Source organism: Rhodococcus sp. D-6 (assembly GCF_040256695.1).
GTDB classification, from domain to species: domain Bacteria; phylum Actinomycetota; class Actinomycetes; order Mycobacteriales; family Mycobacteriaceae; genus Rhodococcus; species Rhodococcus pyridinivorans.
Genome location: NZ_CP132970.1, coordinates 1 through 13,011, shown reverse-complemented (window position 1 = coordinate 13,011; position 13,011 = coordinate 1). Strand labels below are relative to the sequence as shown.

15 protein-coding genes are annotated in these 13,011 nt (G+C 67.1%); 6 read left to right on the top strand and 9 right to left on the bottom strand.

All coding sequences use genetic code 11. The features are described 5' to 3' along the window. Positions 1-32: 32 nt before the first annotated feature. The gene (locus tag RBB84_RS00075) at positions 33-1,403 is read right to left on the bottom strand and encodes a citrate:proton symporter (RefSeq protein WP_024103076.1); all 1,371 of its coding nucleotides are present in this window, start codon (positions 1,401-1,403) and stop codon (positions 33-35) included. A 272-nt stretch (positions 1,404-1,675) separates the two neighbouring features. On the opposite strand from RBB84_RS00075, the gene RBB84_RS00070 reads away from it, so the two are divergent. Next, on the top strand, positions 1,676-2,344 hold the full coding sequence (locus RBB84_RS00070; protein WP_024103075.1) for a DUF3239 domain-containing protein: 669 nt from the start codon (positions 1,676-1,678) through the stop codon (positions 2,342-2,344). A gap of 102 nt (positions 2,345-2,446) precedes the next feature. Here the strand turns inward: RBB84_RS00070 and RBB84_RS00065 are convergent, their stop codons facing one another. The 5 genes from RBB84_RS00065 to RBB84_RS00045 are packed head-to-tail and all read right to left on the bottom strand — an operon-like array spanning position 2,447 to position 7,477. Continuing rightward, on the bottom strand, positions 2,447-3,433 hold the full coding sequence (locus RBB84_RS00065; RefSeq protein WP_064255920.1) for an LLM class F420-dependent oxidoreductase: 987 nt from the start codon (positions 3,431-3,433) through the stop codon (positions 2,447-2,449). Further along, entirely contained in the window at positions 3,355-4,680 is a 1,326-nt protein-coding gene (locus RBB84_RS00060) for an MFS transporter (RefSeq protein ID WP_082920995.1), read from the bottom strand. Before RBB84_RS00060 ends, RBB84_RS00065 begins: the two co-directional genes overlap by 79 nt. A 37-nt stretch (positions 4,681-4,717) precedes the next feature. Further along, on the bottom strand, positions 4,718-5,581 hold the full coding sequence (locus RBB84_RS00055) for an ABC transporter permease (protein ID WP_024103072.1): 864 nt from the start codon (positions 5,579-5,581) through the stop codon (positions 4,718-4,720). Beyond that, positions 5,568-6,395 carry an ABC transporter ATP-binding protein gene (locus RBB84_RS00050; protein ID WP_064255921.1) on the bottom strand — a complete coding sequence of 276 codons (828 nt, stop codon included), beginning with the start codon at positions 6,393-6,395 and terminating at the stop codon, positions 5,568-5,570. Before RBB84_RS00050 ends, RBB84_RS00055 begins: the two co-directional genes overlap by 14 nt. Then, positions 6,392-7,477 carry an ABC transporter substrate-binding protein gene (locus RBB84_RS00045; protein WP_024103070.1) on the bottom strand — a complete coding sequence of 362 codons (1,086 nt, stop codon included), beginning with the start codon at positions 7,475-7,477 and terminating at the stop codon, positions 6,392-6,394. The genes RBB84_RS00050 and RBB84_RS00045 overlap by 4 nt, the downstream gene beginning before the upstream one ends. Positions 7,478-7,525: 48 nt before the next feature. On the opposite strand from RBB84_RS00045, the gene RBB84_RS00040 reads away from it, so the two are divergent. Next, entirely contained in the window at positions 7,526-7,669 is a 144-nt protein-coding gene (locus RBB84_RS00040; protein ID WP_350246998.1) for a hypothetical protein, read from the top strand. A 415-nt stretch (positions 7,670-8,084) separates the two neighbouring features. Here RBB84_RS00040 and RBB84_RS00035 read toward each other — a convergent pair whose 3' ends face one another. Further along, entirely contained in the window at positions 8,085-9,464 is a 1,380-nt protein-coding gene (locus RBB84_RS00035) for an MBL fold metallo-hydrolase (RefSeq protein WP_024103069.1), read from the bottom strand. A gap of 163 nt (positions 9,465-9,627) precedes the next feature. Between RBB84_RS00035 and RBB84_RS00030 the strand changes: the two genes are divergently transcribed. The 4 genes from RBB84_RS00030 to RBB84_RS00015 are packed head-to-tail and all read left to right on the top strand — an operon-like array spanning position 9,628 to position 11,795. Beyond that, complete coding sequence (locus RBB84_RS00030) at positions 9,628-10,233, top strand: rhodanese-like domain-containing protein (RefSeq protein WP_064255922.1); 606 nt, start codon at positions 9,628-9,630, stop codon at positions 10,231-10,233. A gap of 23 nt (positions 10,234-10,256) precedes the next feature. Beyond that, entirely contained in the window at positions 10,257-11,027 is a 771-nt protein-coding gene (locus RBB84_RS00025) for a sulfite exporter TauE/SafE family protein (RefSeq protein WP_024103067.1), read from the top strand. Positions 11,028-11,082: 55 nt separating this feature from the next. Further along, the gene (locus RBB84_RS00020; RefSeq protein WP_024103066.1) at positions 11,083-11,352 is read left to right on the top strand and encodes a metal-sensitive transcriptional regulator; all 270 of its coding nucleotides are present in this window, start codon (positions 11,083-11,085) and stop codon (positions 11,350-11,352) included. Between the two features lie 29 nt (positions 11,353-11,381). Then, entirely contained in the window at positions 11,382-11,795 is a 414-nt protein-coding gene (locus RBB84_RS00015) for a DUF302 domain-containing protein (protein ID WP_064255923.1), read from the top strand. An 80-nt stretch (positions 11,796-11,875) separates the two neighbouring features. On the opposite strand, the gene RBB84_RS00010 is transcribed toward RBB84_RS00015, so the two are convergent. Together RBB84_RS00010 and RBB84_RS00005 are read right to left on the bottom strand one after the other, a co-directional pair. Further along, entirely contained in the window at positions 11,876-12,370 is a 495-nt protein-coding gene (locus RBB84_RS00010; RefSeq protein ID WP_024103064.1) for an NUDIX domain-containing protein, read from the bottom strand. Then, positions 12,370-13,011: a GyrI-like domain-containing protein gene (locus RBB84_RS00005; RefSeq protein WP_064255924.1), complete on the bottom strand. Its 642-nt coding sequence runs from the start codon at positions 13,009-13,011 to the stop codon at positions 12,370-12,372. Before RBB84_RS00005 ends, RBB84_RS00010 begins: the two co-directional genes overlap by 1 nt.

The following is a 13,011-nucleotide window of genomic DNA, read 5'->3' as shown; positions in this document are numbered from 1 at the left end:
TCCCATCCGTCCAGTGTGGCCCGGGGCCGATCTCATCCGAACGGAATCTGCCCGAGTACCACCCCGACGACGAGCATCACGACCGACACCACTCCGGCGCGCCACAGCACCTTGCGGTGATGGTCGGCCAGTGGCACCCCGGCGAGGGTCACCAGCAGCAGAATCGCCGGGACCAGCGGGCTCTGCATGTGGACGGGCTGTCCGGTGATCGATGCGCGCGCCATCTCGACCGGTTCGATGCCGTACTGCGCTGCCGTCTCCGCCAGCACCGGGAGCACCCCGAAGTAGAAGGCGTCGTTGGTCATGAAGAAGGTCATCGGGATGCTGAGCAGGCCGGTGATGACGGCGAGGAACGGGCCGAGTGCGTCGGGGACGACGCCGGTGAGCCACAACGCCATCGATTCGACCATGCCGGTGCCTTGGAACACGCCGGTCAGGACGGCGGCGGCGAACACCATCGCGACGACCGACACGATGCTCGACGAATGGCGTGCGATCGCGGCGGACTGATCGACGACGCGAGGGAAATTCACGGCCAGCGCGATACCGGCGGCGATCATGAACAGCACGGGGATCGGCAGGATGTCGAGGCCGAGGACGACGAGCAGCGCCACCGTGAGGATCGCGTTGAAGGGCAGCAGACGCGGACGCAGGGTCGGACGGTCGGGGTCGAGTCCGGCAGCCAACCGACCGACCTCCCCGTCGGTCGTATCGGTGCCCTTTCCGACCGTCGTACCCACTCCGGACGGACCGGCGCCGAGCGGCATCAGGTCGGGCTTCCACGTGAGCTTTCCGAGACGGCGACGTTCGACGAAGCCCAGGTGAGCAGCGAAGCCCAGCACGACCACGAGTCCGACGACGAGCGACGGGATCATCGGGACGAACACGTCGGACGGGGACAACCCGAGCGCGCTGGCTGCACGGACCGTCGGCCCGCCCCACGGGATGATGTTCATCGTGGCGTTCGCCAGGCCCGCGACGACGGTGAGGACGACCGGGCTGACCTTCAGTTTCAGGTAGAGCGGCAACAGTGCGGAGGTGGTGATGATGAACGTCGTGGACCCGTCCCCGTCGAGGGAGACGACCATCGCCAGCACAGCGGTTCCGATCACCAGTCGTGCCGGGTCGTCGCGCACGAGCCGCAGGATGAGCCGCACGAGGGGGTCGAACAGGCCGACGTCGATCATGATGCCGAAGAAGATGATCGCGAAGAACAGCAGCGCCGCTGTGGGGGCGAGACTTTCGACGCCGTCGACGATCATGTCGCCGATGTCGGTGCCGGCTCCGGCGATCAGGCCGAACGCGACCGGGATCAGGATCAGGCCGACGACCGGGGTGGCCCGTTTCGACATGATCAGGTACATGAACGTGGCGACCATCAGGAAGCCGAGGACGACGAGCATGGCGGTGCCCACTTTCTGACGTGATCGGGGCCGGTCCGGGCACACGTCGACCACGGGTCGCGGGCGCGACCGGAGGTTCGGTGTGGGGGTCCGGCTCGAAGCCGTGAGGGTTGTGTGATCTCTGCTACAGCAGAGTGTGTGGCCACGTCCCTCACCGAGTCACCGTTGCGCGCGAAAGCGCCGTTGTGCGCATTCTGCTCGAGCCCGTCGTGGTCGGGCTCGCCGCCGGAGGCCGACAGTGGTCGGCCCAAGGGCTCCAATAAGCTGGTGACGTGCGCCGCTTCGACTTCCCTGTGGACCTGCCCCATGCCAAGGCCGTGAACCAGACCCTCGCGGATGTCCGTCGTCTGCGGTGGTCGGCGATATTCGTCGGCCTGGTGTGCGTCGCGGGTGCGGTGGGTCTGTTCCTGCTCGGCGAAGCCTGGGCGTACATCGTCGCCGCCGTGCTGGCGGTCGCGGCCGCGACGTCGGTGTGGGTGGCGCTGTGGGCGCCGCGCAAGGTGGGGACCATCGAACAGCTCTACCGCGACAGCCCTCTCGTCCCGGCCGTCGTCGCCGCCGAGCGTGCCCGCGGGCTGACGCTGCTCGCGCTCGTCGACATCGCCAAGCCCGAGACGTCCGGCCGGCACTTCGCCCTGGTCACCCGCAACGTGGAGGCGGTGCCGGGTCACCGGATCGCGATCGGTGAGCGCGTGCCGTGTGCCGCGGTCCTTTCCGACCGCACGACCCGCAACGACTCGGGGGTGTGGCAGATGGTCGGCCCCATGCCGATCGCCTGGGGTACCCGTGATCAGAAGGTCATCGCCGACGCGGTCGCGCAGATCCCCGAGGTGGAGTGGCGCGTGCTGAAGGACAAGCTGAAGATGGTGGACCAGGTCGACGCCACCGACGAGCGTCGCCTCGAACTGGCGAGCAAGGAACTGCCGCCCGAACTGCGGTGACGGGGGACGTGCCGCGGGACGTTGTGGGTCGCCGGATTGTCGGCCGACGACCCACACGGCCCGTGAACGGCTGGCCCCTCCAGCTCTCAGGGGCAGTGGGCATCACGCGAGGTGCGGGAGCACTTCCTTCTCGAGCAGTTCCAGCCCCGAGGTGTCGTAGGCGGCCTCGGGAACGTAGAAGATCGCGTACTCGAGCCCCTGCTTCTTCAGCGCGGTGAGGTTCTCGACGATCTGCTCGGGGGTGCCGACGGCGGGCATCCCCCGGAAGGCGTCGAGCGCCCCGTCGGCCTTCTCCGCTCCGACGATCGGTTCGAGACGGGCCCGCAGTGCCTCGAGCCGGTCCTGCACCTCGGCTTCGGTGCGGCCGATCGCCACGTTGTAGTTGGCCGATCGCACGATGGCGCCGAAGTCGGTGCCGACCTCGGCGCAGTGCTCGCGCAGGATCTCCGACTTGCGCGCGAACCCTTCGGGTGTGCCGTCGAAGTTGGTGTACTGCGCGTACTTCGCGGCGATCTTCAAGGTCACCTTCTCGCCGCCGCCGGCGATCCACAGCGGAATACCGCCCTCCTGCAGCGGAAGCGGGCGGACGATGGCTCCGTCGACGGTGTAATGCCTACCTGAGAACGTCGCGGAACCCGTGGTCCACGCCTGTCGGAAGATCTGCACGCCCTCGTCGAGTCGGCGCAGCCGCTCACCCGGCGACGGGAATCCGTAACCGTATGCGCGCCATTCGTGTTCGTACCATCCGCCACCGATCCCCATCTCGATGCGCCCGCCGGAGATGATGTCGGCGGTGGCCGCGACCTTCGCGAGATAGGCGGGGTTGCGATAGGCCATGGCGGTACACATCTGGCCGATGCGCACACGCTCGGTGACGGCGGCGAAAGCCGACACGAGGCTCCATGCCTCGTGGGTGGCCTCGTCGGTGGGCGCAGGGACGGTGTGGAAGTGGTCGTACACCCAGATCGATTCCCACGGTCCGCGATCGGCGCGGAGCGCGAGATCGCGCATCACCTGCCACTGGTCGGAGGGGTCGATGCCGACGAGGTCCAGTCGCCAACCTTGGGGGACGAACAATCCGAAACGCATACGTGTCCTAGGGTCGAAGTGACGTTGTGCAGTGCCGGTTCGGCCGGCGCCACCTGTTCCAGTGTGCGCCGCGGCCATGGCGAGTATCGCGGAACGAAGCGGAACATGCAGGCCGCTCCGAGCAGAGCCAGACCGCCCACGGTCAGAGCACCGGCGGCCAGGGACAGGGTGGCGACGGCGCCGACGGCGAACGGACCGACGAACATGCCGGTGTCGTGGGTGAGCCGCCAGGCCGCCAGGAACTCTGCCCGGGTCGCAGGTGGTGCCGTGTCGGCACCGAGCGTCATGATCACCCCGTTGCCCAGACCGTTGCCGATGCCGAGCACCACCGCGACCGCCGCGAGAGACGCCAGGTCGTCGGCGACCGGCAGGATCAGGAAGGCCACCCCGATCACGAGCAGCGACGGCACCGCGACGGCCCGTCGCCCGTACCGGTCCATCAGTTGCCCGGCCGGATACGAACAGAGCAGGTCGACGGCACCGCCGATCCCGAAGACGATCGAGACGGTGGCCGCGTCGAGTCCGATATGACTCGCCCACAGCGGCAGCACCGCTTCGCGCGATGCCCTGGCCGCACCCATCAGCAGCGACGCGACGCCGAGTGTGCCGAGCAGTCGGCGGTGCCGTCGCAGGATCGTGCCGAGCGAGGTGTGCGTGCGCTCGCCGGTTCCGGCGTCCGTTCGTCGCCCGGGGTCCGGCGCCCGCGCCATGAGGACGCCCGACAGCACCACACCCACGGCCTGTACCGCGAGGCCGCCCCGAACTCCCACAAGGTGGATGACACCGGCGCCGAGGAACGGACCGAGGAAGAAACCGAGTCGCCACATCGTGGCGAAGGCCGCCATGGCCCGTGCTCGTCGCTCGATCGGCACGGCCTCGGCGAGATAGCTCTGTCGCGCCAGACCCCACACCGCGTTGGCGAACCCGGTGAGCACCGCGCCCGCGGCGAGAACCGCCGGTGTCCAGGCCGTGAGGGAGACCAGGACACCGACGGTTCCCAGGGCGGTACCTGCGAGGATCGCGCGACGCTCCCCCAACCGCGCGACGATGCTTCCCGCCGGCAGGTCGCCGATCACGGCGCCGAGCGCGACGAGTGCGACGACCACCCCCGCCACGGGCACCGACGCGCCGAGTTCGCGCGCGAGCAGTGCCACGACGGGGGCACCGGCACCCTGGCCGATCCCGAAGATCGCCGACGGCACGAAGACCGTGATGATCAGCGGTTTCGGGTCGAATCCCTCCGTCATGCGGCCACGACTCGGGGCTCGGACGGTTCGGCGGGGATCACTGGTCGGCGCGCCACCGCGACAGGCGGCGTTCGATCGCGACGAGGACGCCGTTGAAGACGAGCCCGACGAGCGAGATCGCGATGATACCCGCGTACATGTCGGGGATCCGGAAGTTCAGCTGCGACGCGGTGATCAGGTAGCCGAGACCGGCCTTCGCGCCGACCATCTCGGCGGCGATGAGCACCAGGATCGACGATGCCGCCGCCATCCGGACACCGGTGAAGATCGTCGGCACGGCCGCGGGCAGCACGACCTTCTGGAACAAGCGGTGCGCCGGAAGACCCAGCGATCGCGCGGACTTCACCAGCAGCGGATCCACCGTGCGCACACCGGAGATGGTGTTGAGGAGGATCGGGAAGGTGCACGCATAGATCACCAGCGCGACCTTCGAGGTCTCCCCGATACCCAGGATCAGGATGAACACCGGGAGCAGCGCGAGGGCGGCCGTGTTGCGGAAGACCTCCAGGATCGGGTTCAGCAGATCCGCGACCGGCTTGTACCAACCGATCGCCACCCCGAGCGGCACCGCGATCGCGACGGCGACGAAGAACCCCACGAGCGCGCGGGACAGGCTCGCCGCCAGATGGTCGGCGAGCTGACCGTTGCCGATCAGGTCGAGGAACGCTCCGACCACGGTGGTGAACGGCGGCAGGAACACCTCGTCGACGAGCCCGACCCGGGGAGCGATCTCCCACAGCGCCAGGAAGGCGACGATCGCGACGGCCGGCTTGACGAAACGCCACACCAGGGCACCGGTACGCCGCCCGACGCTGCGCACCGGGGATCCGGCCGGCGTGACTGCGGGTGTGATGCGGTCGTCGAGCTCGGGCTTCGTCAGAACGGCACTAGTGCTGGACATGCTGGGCCTCTTCCGTTGCTGTGGCGAGTTCGAGGTCGTGCGCGCGGGCCACCTCCGAGCGCAGCAGCGACCAGATGTCGTGCCGCAGCGCCCGGAATGCTTCGCTCGAGCGGACGTCGTCGACGTTCCGGTCGATGTCGACGTCGACGACGGTCTTGATCCGACCCGGTCGGGACGTGAGGATCGCGACGCGCTGTCCCAGATAGACGGCTTCGTCGATGCCGTGGGTGATGAACAGGATCGTCTTGCCGGTCTCGCGCCGGATGCGGAGCAGTTCGTCCTGCAAGGATTCGCGGGTCTGGGCGTCGAGTGCCGCGAACGGCTCGTCCATGAGCAACACTTCGGGATCGAAGGCAAGGCTGCGTGCGATGGCGACGCGCTGCTTCATGCCTCCCGACAACTCGTGCGGGTAGCGGTCGCCGAATCCGTGCAGGCCTACGAGATCGAGGTAGTGCCCGGCGAGATCGCGACGCTCCCGCTTCGGCAGACCCTTCGCCTCCAGACCGAATTCGATGTTGCTACGGGCCGTGCGCCACGGGAGCAGTGCGTACTGCTGGAAGACGATTCCACGATCCAGGCCGGGGCCGGTGACGGGCCGGCCGTCGAGCAGGATCTGCCCCGAGGTCGGTGTGGTGAGACCACCGAGAAGGTCGAGCAGGGTGGACTTTCCGCAACCGCTCGGTCCGACCAGGACGAGGAACTCCCCGTCGGCGAGGTCGAGACTGATGTCGTCGAGCGCGGTGAAGGTGTCGTTCGTGCCGCGCACCGGGAACTTCTTGGTGACGTGGTCGATCCGGAGTTTGGGCTCGCTCACTTCGCCTCCTCGAGGGGTTCGCCGTTCGGGCCGCTGGTGGGCTCGTAGGTGCCGTTGGCGTAGGGGTTGAATTCGTTCGTGTAGACGTCGTCGAGTTCGATCTGCCCTTCGTCGAGCTCGCCGTTGCGCGTGAGCCAGTCGATCCACGTCCGGATCTCCTGGTCGGTGATCACCCCACCGGGGCCGGCGACGCCGGGGCTGCGCCAGTACGCGACGAGGCTCGTCGACTCGTTGCGTCCGCGACCGTCGATGATCTCCTCGAACTTCGCAATCACCTCGTCGCGCGGGGTCACCTGGGTCCAGCGGATGGCACGGGCCGTGCCCTGCACCAGGTCGGCGACGACATCGCGGTTCCGCTCGATGAAGTCGTTGCGGAACACGAGTGTCCCGTAGGAGAACGACCCGAAGAGGGACTCGTCGGTGAACAGCGGCCGGATGCCGCCCCGTTCCACCGCGGTCTCGCGGAACACGCTGCCGAGCGTCCCGACGTCGATCTGTCCTTCGCGCAGAGCCTGCTCGGTGTTGACGGGCGGGACCACGATGAGCTCTACCTGCGCGATCTCCTCGGGGGTCAGGCCCTGCTGAGCGAGCCACTCCCGCACCAGGAATTCGTGGTGAGCACCGAGGGTGTTCATCCCGACCTTCTTGCCGATCAGATCGCGCGCGGTGCGGATCGGGCTGTCCTCGAGGACGAAGTAGCCGTTGAAGGTCTGCTCGTCGGACCCGTAGTAGGCGAGCACGGAGGTCAGCGGTGAGTTGCCGGCCTGCGCCTTGATCACGGCACCGTTGAACGCGCCGCCGAAGTCGACCTGGTTCGTCGCGGTGTTCTGGAGCGACTGGGGGCCGTTGCCGTTGTCGCCGATCCATTCGAGCCCGACGTTCTCGAAGTATCCGAGCGCTTCGGCGAGTTCAGGGAACCCGACCTGTCCGGCCGAGCCCTCGTAGCGGAGAACGGTCTTGCCGTCCGCAGTGGTGGTGGCCTCGGAACCCGAGCAGGCCGTGGCGACGGAGGCGAGGGTGAGGAAGGCTGCAGTCGCAGCGACGACGCGCAGCAGATTTCTGCGCAGGGCGGATGCGGGCATCAGGATTCGAGTCCTCGTGTCGGCCCGTGGTGCGGGCACGGTGATGTGATGCCCGAGCGTGCCGGGCACGGTGATGTGATGCCCGAGCATGCCGGGCACGGTGATGTGATGCCCGAGCATGCCGGGCACAGCGAACTACGCACCGGCGGTGCGGTGATGGGCGCTGCTGTTCGTCAGCGGCAAGAGATGTGATTGTCTCTCAGCGACAACACAACCGACACTCGGACACGGTCCGTCCCCCTTCGAAGTTCTGCGACCGTGACAGCATCCCCGCCCCGCGTGCAGGATCGCAACGATTGTGCGCAGCGTGATCGGAAGTGGCCGATTCCTGCCCGCTCACGGCGAAGGCCGACACATCGACTGTGCCGGCCTTCGTTGCAGTAGGGACGATGCAGCAGGGTCAGGAGCGGAAGAGCGAGAACAGGCTCCGCCGGCGCCGTCCGCCGTCCGCGTTGCCGGAACTGCACGTGCAGCGATCGGCTGCGGGAACGGACGCCATCACGGCGTCGACATGCTGCCCACACCCTCCCCAGCCGGTGCTACCGCAGGTCGGGCACGTCACGGGAAAACACATGAGAATCTCCTCGTATCGATTGTCGTATGGGGGTCAGGCGGACAGGCGGGAAGCGACCCAGGCGTTGTAACCGCCGAGCAGGTCGGTGACGTTCTCGAAACCCTGCGCACGCAGCAGTGATGCCGCCACGCTCGAACGCCACCCACCCGCACAGTGCACCACGATCGGTTTACCGACCGGTACCTGTTCCAGACGGGCGCGCAACTGTGCCAACGGAATCGGAACCGATCCGGGAATCACACCGGATTCGCGTTCACCGGGATTGCGGATGTCGACGAGGGTGACCGCATCGTCGGAGAGCAACCGGTCGAGTTCTTCGACCGTCGTCCGTCGGGCGGTCTCGATCAGGCCGGTGAGTTCGGCGGGGAAGACACCGTCGCGATCGACGTTCAGATAACCTGCCGCACCGTCGGATCCGATGCGGGCGAGACGCACCGCGGCATTCTGTTCTTCACCGGGATAGGTGATCAGCACGATCCTCTCACCGACCTCGGCGACCATGCCGCCCGTCTCCGCGAAACGGCCGTCGAATCCGACGTTCACCGAGCCGCGCAGGTGCCCGGCGGCGAAGTCGTCGACACCACGCGCATCGAGAACACGTGTGCCGGCGACGAGTTCGTCTTTCACCTGTTCCGGCGTCAACTCGGGAATCGCGCGGTCCTGCACCAGGAGCGGGTGCATCCGCTTGTTCATCGCCGCGTCGACCGAGAAGTACGACGGAGCTGCCGGCTGACCTTCGGTGACCAGGCTGACGAAGTCGTCCTCGCTCATGGGCTGCACGGACGGGTTGGTGGCGCGCTGCTCGCCGATGGTCGAGGTCAGTTCGCTCGACAGGTTCTTTCCGCACGACGAACCGGCACCGTGAGCAGGCATGACGACGACCTCGTCGGGCAACGTCAGAAGCTTGTCGTGCACGGTGCGGTACATCGCCCGGGCCAGATCGCCGGTCGAGCCGTCACCGAGGTTGACCAGGTCCGGGCGTCCGACGTCGCCGATGAACAGCGAGTCGCCGGTCAGAACTGCGGCCGGGACGGCGCCGGGGTGTTCGCGCACCAGCACCGATATCGATTCCCAGGTGTGGCCCGGGGTGGAGAGGATCTCGAGTTCGACCTCACCGAGGGAGATCTTCTCGCCGTCGCGCAACCGCCGGATCGGGTAATCCGTCTCGGCGGATTCACCGAACCCGATCCACGCACCTGTGGCGTCGCCCAGTTCGAGGTGACCCGAGACGAAGTCGGCGTGGAAGTGGGTGTTGATCACACCTTCGATCCCCAGTCCGTACTTCGCTGCGTCGGAAAGATATTCGTCGATGTCGCGGCGGGGGTCGACCACGACGGCCTTTCCCGTGTTTTCGTCGCCGATGAGGTAGGACGCGTGGGAGAGGCACTCGATGTAGTACTGCTCGAGAATCATGGATTCCTCCGAATGAGTCGATTCGACCTCGTTGTGGACAAGACTGTCATATACCCCCTAGGGTATGTCAAGTACCCCCGGGGGTATCGAGATAGAGGCACGGCCTTCGCGCAGCGACCGTTCCCGTCTCCCCTCCCGATCCCCACCCCACCGAAAGGCACCCATGACCGAGTCCTCGACGACCACCATCGACCCGAACACCCTGCGCGAATCGCTGAATGCCGCCGGCCACGTGCGCATCGTCGACGTCCGTACACCGGGCGAGTTCGAGTCGGTGCATATCCCCGGCTCCTACAACGTGCCGCTCGACCTGCTGCGGGAGCACCGCGACGAATTCTGCGCACATCTCGACGAGGGCATCGTGCTGGTATGCAGATCCGGACAGCGCGCAGGGCAGGCCGAGCAGACCTTGCGGGCAGCCGGCCTTTCACACATCCGCATCCTCGACGGCGGCATTCTGGCGTGGGAATCAGCCGATCTCCCCGTCAACCGCGGTTTCGAACGGTGGGATCTCGAACGCCAGGTCCGGCTGGTCGCCGGTTCGCTCGTGCTGTCGTCGATTCTCGGCAGCGTCGCAGCCCCGAGACTGAAGTGGCTCGCGGCGGGAATCGGTGGCGGGCTGGCTTTCGCGGCACTGTCGAACACTTGCGCAATGGGCCTGCTGCTCGCCAGGCTTCCGTACAACCGCAGCGCCGCGTGCGACGCGCAGGCCGTCGTCACGCAACTGATCGCATCGAAGCAGCCGACTCCATCCGACTACCGGGAGTGAGCGCGCCCGACGTGGAGACGACCATGACACTCGCATTCGGTTTCGGTGCCGCGATCGGCGTACTACTGGGCCTGCTCGGTGGTGGCGGCTCGATTCTCGCAGTGCCGGCACTGGTCTTCGGCATGGGGCTGAGCATCGAGGAGGCCATCCCGATCTCGTTGATCGTCGTCGGCGCAGCTTCGACGGTAGGTGCGCTGCCGAAGGTGCGGGCCCGTCAGGTCCAGTGGCGGCTGGCCGGCATCTTCGCTCTCACCGGTCTGCCCGCCACCTTCGTCGGCAGCGCGGTGGGACGGTTGCTCCCGGAGCGCGTACTGCTCGTCGGATTCGCGGTGGTGATGGTGGTGGCGGGAGCGCGGATGCTCGCCGAGCGTGGGAACACCGGGACCGCGTGCTCGACGGGCGGTTCCGGGATCGACTGGCGCCGATGCGTTCCGCGCTCGGCGTCGGCAGGCCTGGCAGTGGGTTTCCTCACCGGCCTGTTCGGTGTCGGCGGCGGATTCCTCATCATCCCGGCCCTGGTCCTGCTTCTCGGCGTGACGATGCCGGTCGCGGTGGGCACCTCGCTGGTGGTCATCGTCGCCAACTCGGCTTCCGGACTCGTCTCGCACCTGAGCGGCACGAGCATCGACTGGTCGATCACGGCCGCCTTCGCAGGGGTGGCGATCGTCGGCTCGCTGGTCGCGAGCCGGTTGGGTTCCCGTATCGACACGGGTCGACTACAACGCTGGTTCGCATTGCTCGTGTTCGCGGTGGCTACCTACGTGCTCGTCGATGCCGTCTTCCTGCGACAATAGCCCGTAACATACCCCCGGGGGTACACTGGCGGCAGGTCTACGAAAGGACATTTCCATGGTCGGCGACGAAGACAGCATCGCACTGGTACTCAACCGGTTGCGCAGAGCCCAGGGCCAGCTCGCCGGAGTGATCTCGATGATCGAGCAGGGCCGCGACTGCAAGGACGTCGTCACGCAGCTCGCAGCCGTGTCGCGCGCGTTGGACCGCGCCGGATTCAAGATCGTGGCAACCGGCCTGAAGGAGTGCATGAGCGGCAACGCCGAGGAGGGCAAGGAGCCGATGACCGAGGCCGAGCTCGAGAAGCTCTTCCTCGCCCTGGCCTGACCGGCGCTTCGAGAGGAAGGCAGAAATTCATGGCACTCGCACTGACGGCCACCCTGCGCACATCGTTCGGCGATGCGGTCGAACGCACCCGTAAGGCACTGTCCGAGCAAGGGTTCGGGATTCTCACCGAGATCGACATGAAGGCCACCCTGAAAGCGAAACTCGGTGAGGACATGGAGGATTACGTGATCCTCGGTGCGTGCAACCCGCCGCTCGCCCACCGTGCGGTGACGGTCGATCGGCAGATCGGGCTCCTGCTCCCCTGCAACGTCGTGGTCCGCACCGACCCCGAGGACCCCGACACCGTGGTGGTCGACGCGATGAACCCGCAGATGATGGTGCAGGTCGCGGACAGTCCGGGACTCGCAGATGTGGCCGATGACGCCACCACCGCCCTGCAGGCCGCCATCGATTCACTGAAAGCGGACACGGTGGCGGACTGACAGACGCGCTGCGGAGGTCGACGACGACGAGGCGCTCGCCTCGATCGCCGGCAGTTCCTCGTTCCGATGGTGCTGCCGGACTACGGCTCGACGCGGTAGTACCGGCCTTCTTCGTCCAATCGCGTACGCAGCGCTTCCAGCACCGGCCGCTGCCCCTTGTGCAGTTTCGTCTCGGCGTCCGCCGCGACGATCCAGCGCGCATCGTCGACCTCCGGGATCGTGATCCGCTTACCGGACTTCGGCGGCCATTCGACCTCGCACGTGTTGCTCTCGACGAATTCCAGCTCGTCCGTCGTCTCTCCTGCGTAGATGCTGACGATCTTGCCGGACGACTGCCGGTAGCGACCGAGCAACGACAGCGGCACGTCCGGCGGTTCGACCCCGCACTCCTCGGTGAACTCGCGCAGGGCGACCTCCCGGGGGTCCTCCTCCGGCCCGTACTCCCCCTTCGGCACCGACCAGGCCGCTTCGTCCTTCCCCTTCCAGAACGGGCCGCCGGGGTGGACGAGCCACACGCTGAGCAGACCGGTGTCGTCGACGCGGTAGAACATCAGACCTGCGCTGGTGACGGCCATCATTGCTCCTGTATGCCTGCGACAGGTTGACGGAGAATGGTTTTCAGCTTCTCGGGGGCCGTGCGGCGAGGGTCGGACAGATAGATCTCGTGGTGGTCGCCGGCGAACGTCACCCCTCGTTCGGGCATCACCTGCGTGTGCAGGCACTGCAGGGCGGGGCCTTCGTCGTCGTACGGCCCGACGTGCAGGATCTGCAGCGCCCTGCCCTCCGCCAGCCGGAACGGCCGCACACGCGGCAGGGACGGGAGCGGATTCTTCTTCGCCCGGGCCTTGTCGCCCGCCGTCTCGATCGCGTCGTTCATCATGTCGTCGGTGATCCAGGGCGGCTGCGCGATGAGCATGCGCCACGACCAGGAGTCCTTGTCCCGCGTGAGGAAGGTGGTCATGTCCTCACTCCACCACAGGCCTTCGAGAGGTCCGACGACGAAATCCCGCCCGAGTTCCTTCTTGGAGGTGAACTTCAGGGTGTACGCCACCGAGTAGAGGGCCTCGACGGCATCGGCGTACTCCTCGGAACCGTTCGGATCACCCTTGCCGTCCACGGCGAGGTAGTCGAACTCGGGAGCGTGCACCTCGGCGAAATCCTCGGCCGAGCACGAGTACAGCTCGCGGTGCTCACGCTTGATGTCGTATTTGTCCAC

What these genes read in the sequence shown, in the direction of transcription:
- RBB84_RS00075 (WP_024103076.1), bottom strand. Translation starts at nt 1,403, where the DNA reads ATGCTCGTCGTCCTCGGCTTCCTGATGGTCGCCACGTTCATGTACCTG.
- RBB84_RS00065 (WP_064255920.1), bottom strand. Translation starts at nt 3,433, where the DNA reads ATGCGTTTCGGATTGTTCGTCCCCCAAGGTTGGCGACTGGACCTCGTC.
- RBB84_RS00060 (WP_082920995.1), bottom strand. Translation starts at nt 4,680, where the DNA reads ATGACGGAGGGATTCGACCCGAAACCGCTGATCATCACGGTCTTCGTG.
- RBB84_RS00055 (WP_024103072.1), bottom strand. Translation starts at nt 5,581, where the DNA reads ATGTCCAGCACTAGTGCCGTTCTGACGAAGCCCGAGCTCGACGACCGC.
- RBB84_RS00045 (WP_024103070.1), bottom strand. Translation starts at nt 7,477, where the DNA reads ATGCCCGCATCCGCCCTGCGCAGAAATCTGCTGCGCGTCGTCGCTGCG.
- RBB84_RS00040 (WP_350246998.1), top strand. Translation starts at nt 7,526, where the DNA reads ATGCCCGAGCGTGCCGGGCACGGTGATGTGATGCCCGAGCATGCCGGG.
- RBB84_RS00035 (WP_024103069.1), bottom strand. Translation starts at nt 9,464, where the DNA reads ATGATTCTCGAGCAGTACTACATCGAGTGCCTCTCCCACGCGTCCTAC.
- RBB84_RS00030 (WP_064255922.1), top strand. Translation starts at nt 9,628, where the DNA reads ATGACCGAGTCCTCGACGACCACCATCGACCCGAACACCCTGCGCGAA.
- RBB84_RS00025 (WP_024103067.1), top strand. Translation starts at nt 10,257, where the DNA reads ATGACACTCGCATTCGGTTTCGGTGCCGCGATCGGCGTACTACTGGGC.
- RBB84_RS00020 (WP_024103066.1), top strand. Translation starts at nt 11,083, where the DNA reads ATGGTCGGCGACGAAGACAGCATCGCACTGGTACTCAACCGGTTGCGC.
- RBB84_RS00015 (WP_064255923.1), top strand. Translation starts at nt 11,382, where the DNA reads ATGGCACTCGCACTGACGGCCACCCTGCGCACATCGTTCGGCGATGCG.
- RBB84_RS00010 (WP_024103064.1), bottom strand. Translation starts at nt 12,370, where the DNA reads ATGGCCGTCACCAGCGCAGGTCTGATGTTCTACCGCGTCGACGACACC.